A 16,834-nucleotide genomic window follows, 5' to 3' on the forward strand; every position below is an offset into this window, starting at 1 on the left:
GTGAAACGCGGGCGGATCTTCCCGGATTCCGCACGCGCGATTTGTCCCGATCGACGCGGCCTGACGACCGTTCCATGCCTATTCCGGCGTCGTCACCTGCGGCACATCCTGCGAGCCTTCCTCGCGATCGCGGTACAGCGCGGCGCGCACCAGCAGCATCAGGGTGATCGGGGTGGTCAGGGTGAGGAAGACACCGATCAGGATCTCGTTGAAGATCGGGCGGCTGTGCAGCACCGAGAAGCAGGTGATCGAGGCGGCCAGCATGAAGAACGTGCCCAGCGTGGTGCCCAGGGTGGGCGCGTGCACGCGCTGGTAGAAGTTCTTCAGGCGCAGCAGGCCCAGCGAGCCGACGAAGGCGAACAACGCGCCGAGCAGCACCAGCATGGCGACGGTGATGGCCGCCCACGGCGGCAGGGCGTCGAGGTGGTTCATTCGATCACCTGTCCGCGCATCAGGAATTTCGACAGCGCCACGGTGCCGGCGAAACCGAGCAGCGCGATGATCAGGCCGGCCTCGACGTACAGCATGCTGCCGCTGCGGATGCCGATGGTGAGCAGCAGGATCATCGCGTTGACGTACAGCGCGTCCAGCGCCAGCACGCGGTCCTGCGCGCGGGGGCCGCGCACCATGCGGATGATCGAGAAGCTCATCGCCAGCAGCAGCAACAGTTGCGCCGCGATGATGGCGACGTGGAGCAGGCCGTGGCTCATTGAAAGACCTCCAGCAGCAGGCGTTCGTAGCGTTGCTTGATGGTGTCGATCCAGCCCTGCTCGTCGACCAGGTCGAGCACGTGGATCAGCAGGATGTTCGCGGTGGAGTCGTAGTTCACCCAGATCGTGCCGGGCGTCGAGGTGATGATGCAGGCCAGCACGGCCAGGCCGTGGCGATCGGTCAGCGCCAGCGGGATCGCCACGAAACCGGAGTGCATGCCCCGCTCGCGGCGCAGGACGATCCGCGCCACGGCGAGGTTGGAGCGGAAGATGTCCAGCATCACGCGCGCGAACAGCAGGCCGAGCAGGTGCGGATTGCGCACGCGCGCCTGCGGCGGGCGCAGCAGGCCGAACACTTTCGCCAGCGCGACGCCGAGCAGCGCACCGAACAGGGTGGTGGCCGGCGCCACGCTCTGGTTCAGCAGCAGCCACACCACCAGCAGCAGCGCGGACAGGATCGGGTACGGCAACCAGCGGCGGATCATGGCGCGGCCTCCGCCGATGGCAGCACTGCATGGATGTAACTGGCCGGCGCGTGCAGCTGGCTGGCGGTGTCGCGCAGGTAGCGCAGCGGCGACTCGACCAGCACGGTCAGCAGCAGGCACAGCCCCAGCAGGATCGCAATGGAAGCCGCTTCCGTGAGGCGCACCCTGGGGAAGATCCGCTCCGGCTCGACCCAGAAAATCTGGATGCCGGCGCGGCACAGCGCGATCACCGTGCACAAGCCGGCCACGATGATCAACGCAAACAGCACGACCGCGCCGGGTCGCGCGCTGTCTTCGAGCATCGGCGCCAGCAGCGCGAACTTGGCCAGGAAGCCGGACAGCGGCGGCAAGCCCGCCAGCAGCACTGCGCAGGCGGAGAAGCTCAGCCCCAGCATCGCGATCGGGGCGCTGATCACCACCCGGCTCTCGTCTTCCTGCGCGTACAGGCTTTCATTGGGTGCGCTCTCGCCCACCTGTTCGTACGGTTCCAGGCTCAGCGTGTCGTCGGTGTCGTCGTCGCCGTCGGAGGCGAGCAGACCGGCGACCAGGAAGAACGCAGCGATCGCCAGGGTGGAGATCACCAGGTAGGCCAGCGCGCCGGTGGTCACCGCCGGCTGCTGCAGGCCGATCGCACCGAGCAGGGTGCCGGAGGAAATCACCACGTTGTAACCGGCCAGCTTGGCCAGGTCGCGCGCGCCCAGCATGCCGACGATGCCGGCCACCACCGTGGCCACGCCGCCCCACAGCATCCAGTCGCTGCCGAAATGCGCCGACGCAGAACCAGCGCCATCGCCGAACAGCAGCAGCCCGAGGCGCAACAGCACGTAGATGCCGACCTTGGTCATCAGCGCGAACAACGCCGCCACCGCCGGCGACGCCGCTGCATACGTGCGCGGCAGCCAGAAGCCCAGCGGAAACATCGCGGTCTTGATCAGGAAGGCCACGCCGAGGATCGCGGCGCCCGCGTGCAGCAGCGCGCGGGTACGCTCGGGCACGTGCGGGATCAGCTCGGCCAGCGCGGCCATGTTCAAGGTGCCGGTGACGCCGAAGATCAGGCTGACGCCGAGCAGGAACAGCATCGAGGCGGTCAGGTTGACCGCGATGTAGTGCAGCCCCGCGCTGACCCGCCGCGCGCCCGAGCCGTGCAGCGCCAGGCCGTACGACGCGGCCAGCAGCACCTCGAAGAACACGAACAGGTTGAACAGGTCGCCAGTGAGGAAGGCACCGTTCAAGCCCATCAGCAGGAACTGCAACAGCGGCTGGAAATGGCCGCCGCGATGCTGCCAGCGGCCCAGCGCAAACGGCAGCACGGCCAGCGCCAGCACGCTGGTCAGCAACACCATCAACGCGGAAAGACGATCGGCCACCAGCACGATGCCGAAGCGCGCCGGCCAGTCGCCGATGCGGTAGACCGCGGCCAGCGCACCGTCGGCGGACACCGCGAACATCAACGCGGCGGCGCAGGCGACCAGCGCCGCGCACGAGACGATGCTCAGCGCCAGCACCGTACGTCGCCGCCTCTCGCCGACCAGCAACTGCAGCGCGGCGACCAGCAGCGGCAGCAGGATCGGCGCGATGATCAGGTGGTTGCTCACGGCGTGCCGTCCTCGCCGTCGACGTGGTCGTTGCCGGTCAACCCGCGCGAGGTCAACAGCACCACCAGGAACAGCGCGGTGGTGGCAAAACCAATCACGATCGCGGTGAGCACCAGCGCCTGCGGCAGCGGGTCGGCGTACTGCGCGATGTCGCCGCCATGCAGCACCGGGTCGGCGCCGGTGCGCAGGCCGCCGATCGAGAAGATGAAAAGATTCACCGCATAGGAGATCAGGGTCAGCCCGATGATCACCTGGAAGGTGCGCGGACGCAGCAGCAGCCACACGCCGGAGGCAGCGAGGATGCCGATCGCGGCGGCCAGTACCAGTTCCATCAGCCCTGCCCTCCCGTCTCGGCCGCAACCACCTGGCGCGGCCGGCGCAGCGACTGGTGCGCCAGCGCGATCAGCATCAGGATGGTGGTGCCCACCACCACCGCGAACACGCCAAGGTCGAACAGCAGCGCGGTGGCCAGCGGCACGCGGCCCAGCAGCGGCAGGTCGAGGTACTGGAAATACGTGGTCATGAATGGACGTCCAAACGCCAGCGAGCCCAACCCGGTCAGCACCGCCAGCAACAGCCCCGCGCCGAGCCAGCGCACCGGCAGCACGCGCAGGCGGGTCTCCACCCAGCGCGCGCCGCGGGCCATGTACAGCAGGATCAGCGCCACCGCCACGGTGATGCCTGCCACGAAGCCGCCGCCGGGCAGATCGTGGCCACGCAGGAACAGGTGCAGGCCGAACAGCAGGATCACCGGCGACATCAGCTGGATGATCAGGCCGGGGATCATCAGGTAGTCGGTCAGCGAGTGATCGGCGGCGCGATCGGGTGCGGCCGCGTCCAGCGCCGTCTGCTGGCGTTGCTGCATTGGCGCGCCGATGCTCTCGGCAGCGGGGCGGAACCGTCGCAGCAGGGCGAACACGGTCAAGGCCACGATCGCCAGCACGCTGATCTCGCCCAGCGTGTCGAAGCCGCGGAAGTCGACCAGGATCACGTTGACCACGTTGTGGCCGCCGCCCTCGGTGTAGGCGCGTTCGAGGAAGAAGCGCGAGATCGAATCGGCCACCGGATGGGTCATCGCCGCATAGGCCAGGCTGGCCACGCCCAAGCCGGCCACGATCGCGATCACCACGTCGCGGCGGCGGCGGAAACGCTGCCGGCGGCTTTCCACCGACAGCCCCTCGATCCGCTTGGGCAGCCAGCGCATGCCGAGCAGGATCAGGATCGTGGTGACCACCTCGACCAGCAACTGGGTCGCCGCCAGGTCCGGCGCCGACAGCCACACGAAGCTCACGCACGAGACCAGCCCCGCGCCGCCGGTGAGGATCAGCGCGGCGAGGCGATGGAACTTCGCCTGGCTGGCCGCGCCGATCGCGCAGGCCGCGCCCAGCAGCCACAGCAACGCGAACGCCGGGTCGATGCTGGACCAGCGCAGCTCCATGTCCAGCGAGGCGCCGGTCGCGGCCAGGGTGCCGGCCAGCAGCGCCAGCAGCACGATGCACAGCAATTGCGATTGCAGCCGCCGGCTCGGATAAAGCCGTTCGAGCCGCTGCGGCAGGTCGGCGGCCAGCACCGCCATCACCCGCTCGAAGATCCGCTTGCCGCTGAGCCGGCCGGTCAGCGGTGCCGACTCGCGCTCGGCGAAACGACGGCGCAGGCCCGCGAACAGCAGGCAGCCGGCCACGAAGGCGAACACGCTCATCAGCAGCGGGGTGGTCACGCCGTGCCACACCGCCAGGCTGTAGACCGGCAGGTCGCTGCCCAGCACCGAACCGGCCGCCGCCTGCAGGGTCGGTCCGATCACCCGCGCCGGCAGCACGCCCACCAGCAGGCAGGTCAGCGCCAGGAAGCCGATCGGGAAGCGCATCCACAACGGCGGCTCATGCGGCTGGCGCGGCAGCTCGGCCGGCGTGCGGCCGAAGAACACGCCGCGCACGAAGCGGATCGAATAAGTCACGCCGAACGCGCTGGCCGCCACCGCGATCACCACCGAGATCGCGTCCAGCAACGGACCCTGCCGCGCGGCCAGCGTCTCGGCGAAGAACATTTCCTTGGACAGGAAGCCGTTCAACAGCGGCACGCCCGCCATCGCCGCGCCGGCCACCAGCGCCAGCGTGGCGGTGATCGGCATGAACCGGCGCAGGCCGCCGAGCTTGCGCAGGTCGCGCGTGCCGGCCTCGTGGTCGACCGCGCCGGCGGCCATGAATAGCGAGGCCTTGAAGGTGGCGTGGTTGACGATGTGGAAGATCGCCGCCACCACGCCCAGCGCGCTGCCCAGCCCCACCAGCATGGTGATCAGGCCCAGGTGGCTGATCGTCGAATAGGCCAGCACGCCTTTCAGGTCCTGCTCGAACATCGCCGCGTACGCGCCCAGGATCAGGGTGACCAGGCCCACCCCGCCGACGATCCACGACCACTCCGCGGTGCCGCCCAGCACCGGCCAGAAGCGCACCAACAGGAACACGCCGGCCTTCACCATGGTGGCCGAATGCAGATACGCCGAGGCCGGTGTGGGCGCCGACATCGCCTGTGGCAGCCAGAAGTGGAACGGGAACTGCGCGCTCTTGGTGAACGCGCCCAGCAGGATCAGCAGCAGCGTGGGCGTGTACCACGGATGCGCGCGCACCGTGTCGCCTGCGGCGAGGATCGCGTCCAACTCGTAACTGCCCGCGATGTGGCCCAGCAGCAGCATGCCGCCGAACAGGCACAGGCCACCGCCGGAGGTGACGATCAGCGCCATCCGCGCACCGTCGCGCGCAGAAGGTCCGCGGTGCCAGTAGCCGATCAGCAGGAACGAGAACAGGCTGGTCATCTCCCAGAAGAACACCAGCTGGATCACGTTGCCCGACATCACGATGCCCAGCATCGAACCCATGAAGGCCAGCAGCAGCGCGAAGAAGCGCGCCAGCGGATCGTCGGGCGACATGTAGTAGCGGGCGTACAGGCCGACCAGCGCGCCGATGCCGCAGACAAGCAGCATCATCAGCCAGCTGAAGCCGTCGATCCGCAGCACCAGGTCCAGGCCCAGCCCCGGTGCCCACGGAATCACCTGGCGCAGCACGCCGCCGGCGAGGATCAACGGGGCCAGCCACAGGCAAAGCAGCAGGCCGAGCAGCGCAGTGGCGGTCATCAGCCACGCCGCCCGGTTGTGGCCGCGACCGCGCATCAGCCACGCCACCACGCTGGCCACGAAGGGCAGGCAGAGGATCAGGCTGGGCAGGTAGTGCGGCATCGGTCACGGGCTCCTGGGATTTGTCGGTGTCTCCGGCAAGAAACCCAGGCGGCGAAACCTGGCACTTCAAGAGCGTCCGCGCACCTGGGTCGCTGAAACCTCGGCGACAGCGGTGACCGCGGACAACGTTTCGGATCCGCCATGGCACTGCGCTCGACAAGCGCAGCCCCTCGAACGGGAATGACAGGATCGTTCGGGACTTGCTGCAGCGCGCGTCTCGCCCGCTGCCCCCGCAGTCTATCGCCCGGCGCGAACGACGGGCAATGCGGGCGGTCGCGGCGCGGCGTCGATTGTGCAATGGTCGACGCAATGCGCGTCGCGACGCATCGACCCGGCGGGAGATCGGACATGAGCGAACCCCTTGGCGCAACCCGGCCGGACTGGCTGCTGCTGGCCACCGACCTCGGCGCGGGCTGCGACCGCGCCATGGATCGCGCGGCGCAGCTGGCGCGGCAATGGCAGCTGCCGTTGTCGGTGGTGCATGCGACGCCGGCTGGCGCGGTGGACGCGTGGCCGACCTCCGCCCACGACGCGTCACCGAGGCAGCCACCGGAGCGGACGGCAGCGATCGAGCGGCAACTGCGCCAGGACCTGGGCGAGGACCTGCCCGGGCTGTCCATCCACGTGGCCGAAGGCGAGCCCGCCGACGTCTTCCTGGAACTGGCCCGTCGCGAAGGTCATGGCCTGATCGTGCTGGGCTCCGACCGCGCGGGTTTCGCCGACGGCTCGCCGGGCCGTACCGCCGAACGGCTGGTGCGCGCCTCGCCAGCCTCCGTGCTGATCGTGAGGCAGCGGCCGCGTGGTGCGTACCGGCACCTCCTGGTGGGCACCGATTTCACCGTCGAATCGCGGGACGGGCTGCGTGCCGCCGCGTCGCTGTTTCCGCAGGCCCGCATCGTGCTGATGCACGCGCTGGACATTCCCTACCAGTCGCTCTGGCTCGATGCCGCGCGCCGCCAGGAATTCATCGAGATGGAGATGGCCACGGTCGCGGCCTTCCTGGCCGACAGCGACTTGCCCGAGGCGGCGCGCCAACGCATCCACCCGCTGGTCGAGCACGGCCATCCGGAAATCATGCTGCGCCAGTACGTGCTGGAGAAAGGCGCCGACCTCACCGTGATCGGCGCGTTCAATCGCGGCCTGGCCTTTCGCCTGCTGATCGGCGGCACCGCGCAACGGATCGTGCAGGCCGTGCCCGGCGACCTGCTGGTGGTGCGCGCGACGCCCGCCACCGGATAAACGCGGCCGGCTTCACTTGTCACGATGCGTGCACGCAGCCTGCACGCCCGGGCTTCGTACCATGCACGCGGGAATCCCCAGGATGGCCTGACCGGCCAAGCCTTCCCATCCGTTCCGCGACCCCGGAGAAAACAACATGACCCATCGACAGCCACGTCGGCTTCGCCGTGCCGGCGGGATGCTCGCCTTCGTCCCGCTGCTGCTCACCTGCCACGTCGCCAGCGCGCAGCAGTCGCCGGCACTGGATCGCGTCAGCGTCTGGCTGGGCGCCTACAGTGCCAACGCCGATACCACCATCGGCGCCAGCGACAAGAGCGGCCAGTACAACGGCGACTTCAATCTCGAAAAGGACCTGGGCTTTCCCGACCGCAAGACCGTGCCCCGTGCCCGGCTCGACTTCCTGGTCGGCGACAGCCAGGGATTCTCGCTGGACTACTACAGCGTCAATCGCACCCGCAGCAAGTCGCTGGCGCGGGACATCAGCTACGCCGGCAACGACTACAGCGCGGCGGCCACGGTGAAGGGCAAGCTCAACTTCGACTTCGGCAGCGCGTCCTGGCGCTGGTGGTTCGGCCACGGCAACGACGTGTTCGGCCTCGGCCTGGGTGGCGCCTATTACCGCGTGCACGCCAGCATCAGCGGCGAGGCCAGCGTCAACGGCGATCCCGTGGGCCAGGCCTCGTCCAGCACCACCGACAGCGCCTGGGCGCCGATGCTGCAGCTGGGCTGGCGACATGCGTTCAACGATCAGTGGCGCATGTACATCGACGCCGCCGGCGTGAAGAAGAACGGCGGCAACCTCAACGGACACATCGTCAACGCCGCGCTGGGCGTGGAGTATTTCCCGTGGAAGAACGTGGGCTTCGGCGCCGAATACGGCTACAGCCGCGTCGTGCTGCATCAGCGCAAGCACGACTACAACGCCAACCTCGACATGAAGCTCGACGGCCCCTCGCTGTTCGTGCGCTTCCGCTTCTGAGCGCTTTCGCCGCGAGGTGATTCGACGTGGCGTGGTCGCCTGACGACCACGCCACCTACGAACGACCTGCTCCGCCTCATCCGATGGCGGCCCAGGTCAGTGGGAAACGCCGTCCCCGGACTGGGCAGCGGGCGTCGATGCGGTTCCGGCCACAGGTGCGCCGTCGGCCGGAACATCCGCGGTGGACGTCGGCAGGATCAGCTCGGGATTGTCCTGCTGCGCTTCCAGCTGGCGGATGTTCTGTTGCACGGTGGTGAGCTGGTTGCTGGTGGCGCGAAGATCGCTGCTGAGCGATACCGCCTGCTGCCTGGCCTGCTGCTGCAACGCCGCCACTTGCTGGGCCTGCTGCTGCCTGCGCGCCGCGTCCTGACGCAGCGTCGACAGGCGCTGCTCGTTCAGTGCGACCATCTGCTCGGCGTATTTCTTGCCGGCCTGCAGGCGCAGGGCGTCGATGTCGACCTGGGCCAGCTTTTCGGTCTGGGCGGCAAAGGTCCGGTAGATGCTGTCGGCATCCTTCTCCGAATCGGTGCGTATGACGCGCCAGAAGGCCTTGTCGTGGAACAGCGCAACGAAATAGGTCAGCTTGTCCGCCTGGAACAACAGACTGGCGCCATAGGTGCCGTTGTAGGTGGTGCGCAGCTCGGTGAGCTGATGGCTGTCCATCAGTTCGCGCAGGTAGCTCACCGTGCTGCCCGCAGCATCCCCCTGCGCGGCGGTGACGTCGCTGGTGTGCGCCTGCGGTGGCTGCGCAGCCTGCACCCCGCCCGAGAGCGCGATGAGGGCAAGCGTGACCAGCGGCATGCGAAGGCCACGCGCAACCGCGCTGCGAATCATTGAGTTCATCCCCTCATCCTTCGTGTTGGCGTATCAGTGATTTGCCGATGCCGGCCCGACAAGCCCGCATACCGGAATCCATGCAGTCTAAATGCAGCTCTCGACCGGTCAAGGGCCGTCGTCGTGGACGAATGATCATCTCAAAACACCAGTTGCACGCCGTGCTGACAGTCGAGGTCACGCAGGTTGATCCGGGCGGTGCCGATCTCGATGCCAAGCGTTTGCAACAGCGGGCCGACCAGGGCCGTGTCCAGCGCATCGAACAACGGCGACAGCACCGGCTGCAGCACCGTGGTCAGCCCCGACAGCAGTTGGCCGAGGTTGATGCCGAGCGGGACGCCCAGCAAGGTATCGTCGGTCTTCAGGTTGGTCGAGCCAAGCAGGCTGGTGATCACGGCCCCCAGTTGTGGAGCTTGCGTTGCCGAAGGCGGCGGCCACGTCATGCCCGGCTGACCGGCCACCGGGGTGGCCGGGTCGACGGCGAAGGTGTGCGCATACGGTGCCACGGTGACCAGCGAAACGCTGGACGACAGGTTCAGCGTGGCCACCGGCACGCCCAGGAGATTGACATTCACCAGTGGCGCCGTCTTGAGTCCGGCAACGATCGCTGCCCAGCTTTCGTTCCTGTTGATGACGGGATCGTCCGTCGGCGCACCCACAAGCGCATTCAGCACACCCGGTGAGGTGGTGATCGTCACGTTGTCGGTGCTTCCGCCGGCCCCGTTCGACACGCCACAATCGAGTGCCGTGATGGTCGCCTCGGCAGGTGCGACCTCCAGGTAGAGCGGCACCTGGGTCAACGACTCGTTCCCGCCAAGCGCGGTGTCAAGCGCAGAGACCTTCAGGCCAAGGCGGACCTGGGCCGTGCGTGCGGTGGCGCCCACGCCGCCGACGCCGATCTGCGGCGGTTCGATCACGCTCAGCGTCAGTGTCACGTTCGCCACACCCGGGACGTCGATGCTGGCAGCCGGCAGCGCCACCGCGTTCCTGCCATCGGCAGCGAGCAGCACGGCATTGAGCACATCCAGCGCATTGGCCTCGGCATCCAACGCGGCATCGGGGTCGTCGGTATCCGCATGGACGTCGAGAATGTCGCCCAGGCTCACCGGGACATTGCCCAGCTGGGCTTCGATGACCGCAATCTGCTGCTGGACGAAACCGAGATCGACATTGGCCGCGTCCGGCCCCTGGCTCAACACCTGCACGTAGGCGTCCAGAAACTGGCTGATGGTCACCTGGGTCGCCAGCACTCCATCGACCGTGCCCACATCCGGCGCCAGCAGGTCCTTCAGCCCAAGCAGCGAGACGCGCGCGTTGGCTATGCCGTTATAGCTGAGCAGTTGCAGGCCCAGCGAGGTACCCAGCGAACTTCCGAGCAGGCTCTGCAATGCCGCGTTCGTATTGAGGTCGAGCAGACTGGAACCCACCGAGAAGACCGCTATGGGCGGCCCACGCTTCGCCGCGACGGCCGTCGCGGCCACGCCGGAATAATGGGCAAAGCCCAGGAACGGAACCAGCGACCTGCGCGCTTCCACGCGGGTGGCGTTGACCGGTTGCGTGGTGCTCGCCGCGCCAAAGTGCTGCTCGCCGGGCAGCGTCGGGTCCCAGTGACCGCAGGTGGCCACCACCGAACCGGCGAAGCCGTTGTCCGCAAGCGCATTGCCCGAGGCAGCGGCGTTGCCACTGTTGTCGGCGCTGCAGGTGTCGAGCCTTTGCACACCGGCAAGCGCGGCGAGGTCGGCGACCTTTTGGGTATCGCGACGCGCCCAGTACAGATAGCCGACCTCGATCAGCCCCAGCATGCTGACCAGGCCCAGGAGGAGGAACAGCATGGTCACGGCCATCGAGCCGCGCTGGGAGCGGGCGACTCGCCCGCCGGCGCGCAACCGCCTGGCGCCGATCCCGCCACGTCCGTCGACGGCCGCACGCATCAGCGGCTACTTCCCTTCATCGCCGTGCTTGCCGATGGTTGCCTCGTAGAACTCGGGAATGTCATGGTTGAAGCTGCGCCGATAGCGCCGGTAGGCGAGGGTTGCCTCATCGCCGAGCATGGGCAGGGATTGGCCGGGCCGATGGGTATCCACCTGCATCTGCAACAAGCTGCGAGTGACATCGCCGATCTCGTTGGCGGGCTGCTCGGCCAGCCCCGTTTCGTCACCCGTCGTGGCCACCGGGTCATCCGCACCGACCACGGTCGGAGTGACCGGCGGCTGATGGTCCGATACTTGGCGCAGCGGTCCAGCCGCGGAAGCCTGCGGCGCGGGTTGCACAGGCGTCGATGGATCTCCGCCCATCATCTGCCCGGTCAACGGGCGCTGCTGGGCACAGGCCGCGCTGGTCACCAACAGCAGCAACGACATCATCCGGCCTGCCTGCATCGCGTTCATTCGCGCCTTCATGGATTCACCTCGTTTGGCGTGGACGCTGCGCCGAACCGCTCCAGCATGGAATCGGGCACACCGATGATCTGGTTGGAATCAGGCAAGCCTGAAGGGACCGCCGCGCGGCGGTCGGTCGTCCGCGGTGCCGCAACCTTCGCCGAAGAGGCGACGTCATGGCGCCGCGCGGGTATCTCCGCGGCAAGCCGCATGATCTGCTCGCGCGCCGGCTGTGGCAGGTCGGCCCGCTGCATCGTGTCGTCGGCACGCGCCGCTTCGCCATTGAGCAGCATCCACAGCACCAGGTTGGAGATCGCCTTGACGCTTTCCGGCGCCAGCTCCGCCGCCTTGGCGAGTGGTTCGCGTGCCTGCACCAACTGCCCCGTGCGCAGGCGTTCGAAGCCGAGGTCACCGAGATAACCGGGATTGACCGGATCCAGTTGCACGGCGCGCGACAATGCGTGCTCGGCCAGGTCGCTTCGGTCTTCGCTGGCCGCGATCAAACCGAGACCATGCCAGGCAGACGCTGCCTGATCGGTATCGAGCAGCTTCTGATAGACGGCTCGCGCCGCATCCGTCTGCCCGGTGGAGCGAAGCGCATCGCCTTGCAACTGCCGCAGTGCGGGCGGATTGCCATAGCGCTGCCGAAAAGCCTCGATGTTGGCCAGCGAGGCGTAATAGGAGCCCTGCTTCTGCATTTGGCGAATCAGGTCCAGGTACATGCCACTGCTGCTCTTGCCCGGTTTCGGCGCAGGACCGATGTCCGGCTGGAGATGGTTGATGTAGCCGCTGCGGGGCGCGCATGCCGCGAGCAGGCAGGCGCCGCCCAGTACAGCTGCAACAGCCAGCCGCCGGATCGCGGAACGGGACAACGGAAAGCGATACGCGTTCGTCATGCTTTTCATCCTTTCAGCCTGACCATTGTCTCGATCAGCGAGATCGCCGCCGGCCCCGCCAGCACCAGCATCAGTGCCGGCAGCAGGGTAAGCATCATCACCACCGTCATCTTCACCGAGAGCTTGCCCACCTTCTCCTTCATCTTCATCTTGCGTTGCTCGCGCAGGCGTTCGGCAAATTGGCGCAGCGGTTCCTGCACGGCGCCGCCATGCTGGTGCACCTGCAGGATGATCTGCACCAGGCTTTTCAGATCCTCGTTGTCGAAGGACTCGGCCAGACGATGCAACGACTGATCGCGCGAGCGCCCGTGCATGTAGTTGATGTTCGCATCGCGGATCTCGCGGCCGAGTATCGGCAGCACGGGATGAAAGCGCTCGGCCAGCATCTGCAGGCTCTGGTCCATGCTGAAGCCGATGCCCTGCAGCAGCCGCAGCAAGTCGATCAGCAGTGGCAGCTCGTTCTCGACGCGCCGGCGCAGCTCCGATGCCCAACTGCTCAGCAGGAATTTCGGCAACAACACGCCGATGGCCAGTGCGGCCAGCAAGGCGGTAACGGCCTTGACGCCGGTTGGCCGCATCCAGATGGCCACCAGCACGGGCAGCAGCAAGGCCATCACCAGTCGCAGGCCCAGGAACAGCGCACGCCCGGATACCGTATTGCGATTGGCCTGATCCAGCAGCAGGCGATCTTCGGCGGTGAGCAGCGCCTTGCCCAGCTGACGGTTCTCGAAATGGCGGCCGACCGACTCCAGCCACTGCACAACTGCGCCCCACCAGTTCCTGACTGACGTGGCGTGTGGACCGTCCTCCACCATCCGTCGCTGCACGCGCGCCAATGCCCGGTCGATCGCGTGTGCCTGCTGCTCTTCTTCCCTCACACGCTGGATCAGACTCACGCCGAGCAAGGCGATTCCCAGTGCCAGAGCAAATACCGCTGATGCGATGAACCATCCTGCCGTCATCACCCGTCCTCCCTCTTCGTCACAGCGATCTGGCCAGCCGATACAGCAGGAAGCCGCCGAGCAATTCCAGCGCCAGCGCGGCAAGCAGAATCCGGTGTCCCAGGGCATGGCTGAACATCGGACCGAAAAAGGCCGGGTTGAGCAGGGTCATGAGGACCGACACGATCACCGGCAGCAGGCCCAGTACCCACGCGGACATGCGCGTCTCGGCGGTGATTGCGTGCAGTTCCTGCTGGGCATGCGCCAGATCGCGCATGAAGTCGCTCATTCGCTGCAGGATGTGATCCGCGCGCCCGCCCATGCGTACCGCGGTACCCAGCACGACATGCAACAGGTCCATGGCTTCCAGCCGATAGGGCCGCGCCGCCAACTGCAGTGCGTAGTCCAGTTCCTGACCGGATCGCACCGAAAGCATGGTGCGATCGAGCACGGCACGCAGCGGCATCTGCACCGAAAGGGCGGCCGTCTGGAACGCCATCGGCAGGCTGTTGCCGATGCTGGCCAGACGCACCATCGCGTCGAGGAAGTCAGGCAATTGCCGGATCAGCTGCTTGCGCTGCTTGTCGATGCGCGAGCGCAGCCACAGCCATGCCAGCACCAGGTACACGACGAGCAGCACCGGGACGGCCCATGCGGTACCCAGGCGCCACGCGCCCAGTGCCACCAGCACCACCGCGGGCACCCCCAGAAATACCGGCATCGTCCAGCCGACCGGCAGGCCGGCCCGTAGACATAACGGGTCGGTGACCAGACCCTCCCGAGGCGCCGTCCTGGCAACGGTGACGGGGCTGACCGACGGCGGCGCCGTTCCGGTCAGCGCCTTCTCGATCGCCGCAAAACTCTTCCGCTGCTGCTGGCGCAACGGACTGCCCCACCACAACTCGATCGCCCCGGCCAACAGCAACGAGATGGCACTGAACAACACCAGCATCAACGCGACGTTCATCGCGGCCACCCCTCCTGGCGCTGGGATTCCATCACGGCGTCCTGCAGGAACTGGCGGAACGGCTCCAGCTTGCGCGTGTTGGGATGGAAGCCGAGTCCCGGCCAGCGATCCTGTTCCTTGCCGTCGCTGCCGACACGGGTTTCGTGGCGATACATCTCCTGGGTGGTGATGATCTTGTCGCTCACCCCGGTCACTTCGGTGACCGAGGTGATCACGCGGCGTCCGCTGCTCAGTCGGGCGATCTGGACGACGAAATCGATGGCGCTGGCGATCTGGCGGCGCAGACTGTCCTCGCTGCCCTGGAAGCCGGCGAAGCCCACCAGCATCTCCAGCCGGTACAACGCGTCGCGCGGCGAGTTGGCATGGACGGTGGACATCGATCCGTCATGACCGGTGTTCATTGCCTGGAGCATTTCCAGCACCTCGGCGCCGCGCACCTCGCCGACCACGATGCGGTCCGGGCGCATGCGCAGGCTGTTGCGGACCAGTTCGCGGATGCCGACGGCGCCGCCGCCGTCGAAGCCACCGAGCCGGCTTTCCAGGCGCACCACATGAGGATGACTCAGCGACAGTTCCGCGGTGTCCTCGATGGTGATCACGCGTTCCGCATCGGGGATGAAACTGGCCAGCGCGTTCAGCAGCGAGGTCTTGCCCGAACTGGTGCCGCCGGAGATCAGGATGTTGCAGCGACTTGCCACCGCGGCCTGCAGCAGGGCATGGATCGAGCGATCGAAGGTGCCGTTGCCGACCAGTTGCTCCGGCGTGAACGGGTCCTGCCGGAACTTGCGGATCGACACGGTGGGGCCGGTCACCGACAGCGGCTCGATGATGGCGTTCAGTCGCCCGCCATTGGCCAGGCGTGCGTCGACCATCGGATTGGCTTCGTCCAGCCGCCGACCGAGCGGCGCCAGTATCCGCCGCACGATGCGCACGACATGCCGGTTGTCGCTGAAGCGGACGGGTTCGCGCTGCAGGATGCCGTGCCGCGAGGCGTATACGTTCTCATAGCCATTGACGAGGATGTCCTCGACCTCGCCATCGGCGAGCAGGTCGTCCAGCGGCCCGAACCCGGTGACCTCCTTCACCAGCGCGACCGCCACCTTGTGCATTTCCGACTCGTTGACCGGTATCCGCCATTCCTGCACGAAGGTGGCCGTCTCGATGCTCACGTATTTTGCTGCCGTCTCGTGCGACCACGAAGCGACGTCGAGGTGCTGGTCCTCGATCCGGTTGAGCAGAAACTCGTGCGCCGCCGAAAGGACGTCGTGGAATTGCTGCGTCTGTTCGAACGGTGTTACCTGGTCGTCCATCGGAAACCTCCCAGATGGGGCAATAGCCGTTTCCAGCCGGTCAAAGCCGGCGTACCGGCAGAACCCACCTGCATCTTTTCGAGCAGGGGTCGCAGTGCGCGCACATACGGATCCCGCGAAGCGATCTGATGCAGCAGCTGGCCGCGGTTGGTACAGCCGCGCAGGGCGCGGGTGCGCTCCGGCAAGGTGGCCAGCAGAGGCAACTTGAACCGGTCGGCCAGTTGCGTGGCGCTGGCTCCCTCGTACTCGCCGTAGCGGTTGATGATCAGCGACAGTCGGCCATCGCGCAGCCCGAGCCGCTCCAGTTCGCGCAAGGTGGCGTCCAGCGATACCAGCGACCCGATGCCCTGGTCGGCCACCAGCCAGATCTGCCCGGCACTGCGCAGCAGCGGCAACGGTGCCGCGCCGACAGGCAGGCCACCGAGATCGCAGAGCAGCAGGCCGAAGTGATCACGCAAGCGGTCGATCAGCATCCCGGCTTCGGTATCCACAGCCTGTGTTCCGCTGGCTTCCGCCGCCTGTGAAAGCAGTGCCAGGCCACTCGAATGATGCGCAAGCGCGGTCCGGATCAGGATGGGGTCAATCCGTCTCGCGCTGCGCAAGGCGTCGTCATAGTGAAAATCACCATCCACGCCGAGGTAGAGCGCGACATCGCCGAAAGGACGACCAAGGTCGAGCAGCAATACCTGACTTGACGCTTCACCGGCCTCCGACTTTGCCGGCTCCGGCCCGGAGGCCATCGCCAGCGCCCCCAGGTGAGCAACCAGCGTGCTGGTGCCGACGCCGGGCCTGACGCCAAGCACCACCACAACCTGTCCCGGCGCCCGCACCGGGATGGTCCGCGTGCGGGCCATGCGGGCCAGCTCGGCCTGACTCTGCACGCGCGCGAGCAGATGGCGCAGCTCTTCATCCGTGGCATCCAGGTCCAGGAAGTCGCGCACGCCGGCACGCAGTGCCGCCAGCACGCCCGTGGCGCGATCCATGCCTGTGGAACCCACGCCGACCAGCGGCAAATCCGGCGCGTGCACGATCAATCGACGCGCCAGCGTTGATGATTCCTCGGCCGCGTCCAGCGAATAGTCCAGCAACACCAGACCTGACGAAGTTGCGGGTGGCAACTCGTCGGTCAGCGCGGATGGCCCACGGTCTATCCAGTGCACGGTGGCGAAATTCCGCAGCCTGGCGGAAAGGCGCTGCGCGCGCTTTTGATCCGGCGAGTAGAACTGCAGATCCACTCCGGGCTCCGGCTTTCCGAGAAGTGACGACGAGGC

General features: G+C 67.2%; 16 protein-coding genes. 2 read left to right on the top strand and 14 right to left on the bottom strand.

The window, feature by feature from the left end:
- Positions 1-78: 78 nt before the first annotated feature.
- The 6 genes from mnhG to ASD82_RS09705 are packed head-to-tail and all read right to left on the bottom strand — an operon-like array spanning position 79 to position 6,019.
- Positions 79-432 carry a monovalent cation/H(+) antiporter subunit G gene (gene mnhG / locus ASD82_RS09680; RefSeq protein ID WP_056717627.1) on the bottom strand — a complete coding sequence of 118 codons (354 nt, stop codon included), beginning with the start codon at positions 430-432 and terminating at the stop codon, positions 79-81.
- Positions 429-710, bottom strand: a complete 282-nt coding sequence (locus ASD82_RS09685) for a K+/H+ antiporter subunit F (RefSeq protein WP_056717628.1) — start codon at positions 708-710, stop codon at positions 429-431. The genes mnhG and ASD82_RS09685 overlap by 4 nt, the downstream gene beginning before the upstream one ends.
- Positions 707-1,195 carry a Na+/H+ antiporter subunit E gene (locus tag ASD82_RS09690; protein ID WP_056717629.1) on the bottom strand — a complete coding sequence of 163 codons (489 nt, stop codon included), beginning with the start codon at positions 1,193-1,195 and terminating at the stop codon, positions 707-709. The genes ASD82_RS09685 and ASD82_RS09690 overlap by 4 nt, the downstream gene beginning before the upstream one ends.
- The gene (locus ASD82_RS09695) at positions 1,192-2,790 is read right to left on the bottom strand and encodes a monovalent cation/H+ antiporter subunit D (RefSeq protein ID WP_056717630.1); all 1,599 of its coding nucleotides are present in this window, start codon (positions 2,788-2,790) and stop codon (positions 1,192-1,194) included. The genes ASD82_RS09690 and ASD82_RS09695 overlap by 4 nt, the downstream gene beginning before the upstream one ends.
- Positions 2,787-3,122 (bottom strand): Na+/H+ antiporter subunit C, encoded by a 336-nt coding sequence (locus ASD82_RS09700; protein WP_015446488.1) that lies wholly within the window; start codon positions 3,120-3,122, stop codon positions 2,787-2,789. Before ASD82_RS09700 ends, ASD82_RS09695 begins: the two co-directional genes overlap by 4 nt.
- A complete protein-coding gene (locus ASD82_RS09705; protein WP_056717631.1) occupies positions 3,122-6,019 on the bottom strand; it encodes a monovalent cation/H+ antiporter subunit A in 2,898 nt (965 codons plus the stop codon). Before ASD82_RS09705 ends, ASD82_RS09700 begins: the two co-directional genes overlap by 1 nt.
- 348 nt (positions 6,020-6,367) lie before the next feature.
- On the opposite strand from ASD82_RS09705, the gene ASD82_RS09710 reads away from it, so the two are divergent.
- Positions 6,368-7,258, top strand: coding sequence for a universal stress protein (locus tag ASD82_RS09710; RefSeq protein ID WP_056717632.1), 891 nt, complete (start codon positions 6,368-6,370; stop codon positions 7,256-7,258).
- A 136-nt stretch (positions 7,259-7,394) separates the two neighbouring features.
- A complete protein-coding gene (locus tag ASD82_RS09715) occupies positions 7,395-8,237 on the top strand; it encodes an autotransporter outer membrane beta-barrel domain-containing protein (RefSeq protein WP_056717633.1) in 843 nt (280 codons plus the stop codon).
- Between the two features lie 96 nt (positions 8,238-8,333).
- On the opposite strand, the gene ASD82_RS09720 is transcribed toward ASD82_RS09715, so the two are convergent.
- The 8 genes from ASD82_RS09720 to ASD82_RS09755 all read right to left on the bottom strand — a co-directional run bounded on the left by ASD82_RS09720 (position 8,334) and on the right by ASD82_RS09755 (position 16,798).
- Positions 8,334-9,080, bottom strand: a complete 747-nt coding sequence (locus ASD82_RS09720; RefSeq protein WP_235580676.1) for a DUF2968 domain-containing protein — start codon at positions 9,078-9,080, stop codon at positions 8,334-8,336.
- Between the two features lie 131 nt (positions 9,081-9,211).
- The gene (locus ASD82_RS09725; RefSeq protein WP_162253821.1) at positions 9,212-10,957 is read right to left on the bottom strand and encodes a pilus assembly protein TadG-related protein; all 1,746 of its coding nucleotides are present in this window, start codon (positions 10,955-10,957) and stop codon (positions 9,212-9,214) included.
- Positions 10,958-11,008: 51 nt separating this feature from the next.
- A complete protein-coding gene (locus ASD82_RS09730; protein ID WP_157599237.1) occupies positions 11,009-11,470 on the bottom strand; it encodes a DUF3613 domain-containing protein in 462 nt (153 codons plus the stop codon).
- Complete coding sequence (locus ASD82_RS09735; protein WP_082585299.1) at positions 11,467-12,345, bottom strand: hypothetical protein; 879 nt, start codon at positions 12,343-12,345, stop codon at positions 11,467-11,469. The genes ASD82_RS09730 and ASD82_RS09735 overlap by 4 nt, the downstream gene beginning before the upstream one ends.
- Positions 12,346-12,350: 5 nt before the next feature.
- Positions 12,351-13,241, bottom strand: a complete 891-nt coding sequence (locus tag ASD82_RS09740; protein WP_235580677.1) for a type II secretion system F family protein — start codon at positions 13,239-13,241, stop codon at positions 12,351-12,353.
- Between the two features lie 85 nt (positions 13,242-13,326).
- A complete protein-coding gene (locus tag ASD82_RS09745) occupies positions 13,327-14,253 on the bottom strand; it encodes a type II secretion system F family protein (protein ID WP_056717683.1) in 927 nt (308 codons plus the stop codon).
- On the bottom strand, positions 14,250-15,563 hold the full coding sequence (locus tag ASD82_RS09750; protein WP_056717638.1) for a CpaF family protein: 1,314 nt from the start codon (positions 15,561-15,563) through the stop codon (positions 14,250-14,252). Before ASD82_RS09750 ends, ASD82_RS09745 begins: the two co-directional genes overlap by 4 nt.
- Positions 15,548-16,798 carry a hypothetical protein gene (locus ASD82_RS09755; protein WP_056717639.1) on the bottom strand — a complete coding sequence of 417 codons (1,251 nt, stop codon included), beginning with the start codon at positions 16,796-16,798 and terminating at the stop codon, positions 15,548-15,550. The genes ASD82_RS09750 and ASD82_RS09755 overlap by 16 nt, the downstream gene beginning before the upstream one ends.
- Positions 16,799-16,834 lie beyond the last annotated feature (36 nt).

The sequence above is a fragment of the Rhodanobacter sp. Root179 genome, assembly GCF_001428465.1.
Taxonomy (GTDB): Bacteria; Pseudomonadota; Gammaproteobacteria; order Xanthomonadales; family Rhodanobacteraceae; genus Rhodanobacter.

Coding starts and splice junctions, on each gene's coding strand:
- ASD82_RS09715 (WP_056717633.1), top strand. CDS start 7,395: ATGACCCATCGACAGCCACGTCGGCTTCGCCGTGCCGGCGGGATGCTC.
- ASD82_RS09700 (WP_015446488.1), bottom strand. CDS start 3,122: ATGGAACTGGTACTGGCCGCCGCGATCGGCATCCTCGCTGCCTCCGGC.
- mnhG (WP_056717627.1), bottom strand. CDS start 432: ATGAACCACCTCGACGCCCTGCCGCCGTGGGCGGCCATCACCGTCGCC.
- ASD82_RS09750 (WP_056717638.1), bottom strand. CDS start 15,563: ATGGACGACCAGGTAACACCGTTCGAACAGACGCAGCAATTCCACGAC.
- ASD82_RS09745 (WP_056717683.1), bottom strand. CDS start 14,253: ATGAACGTCGCGTTGATGCTGGTGTTGTTCAGTGCCATCTCGTTGCTG.
- ASD82_RS09730 (WP_157599237.1), bottom strand. CDS start 11,470: ATGAAGGCGCGAATGAACGCGATGCAGGCAGGCCGGATGATGTCGTTG.
- ASD82_RS09735 (WP_082585299.1), bottom strand. CDS start 12,345: ATGACGAACGCGTATCGCTTTCCGTTGTCCCGTTCCGCGATCCGGCGG.
- ASD82_RS09710 (WP_056717632.1), top strand. CDS start 6,368: ATGAGCGAACCCCTTGGCGCAACCCGGCCGGACTGGCTGCTGCTGGCC.
- ASD82_RS09705 (WP_056717631.1), bottom strand. CDS start 6,019: ATGCCGCACTACCTGCCCAGCCTGATCCTCTGCCTGCCCTTCGTGGCC.
- ASD82_RS09685 (WP_056717628.1), bottom strand. CDS start 710: ATGAGCCACGGCCTGCTCCACGTCGCCATCATCGCGGCGCAACTGTTG.
- ASD82_RS09690 (WP_056717629.1), bottom strand. CDS start 1,195: ATGATCCGCCGCTGGTTGCCGTACCCGATCCTGTCCGCGCTGCTGCTG.
- ASD82_RS09720 (WP_235580676.1), bottom strand. CDS start 9,080: ATGAACTCAATGATTCGCAGCGCGGTTGCGCGTGGCCTTCGCATGCCG.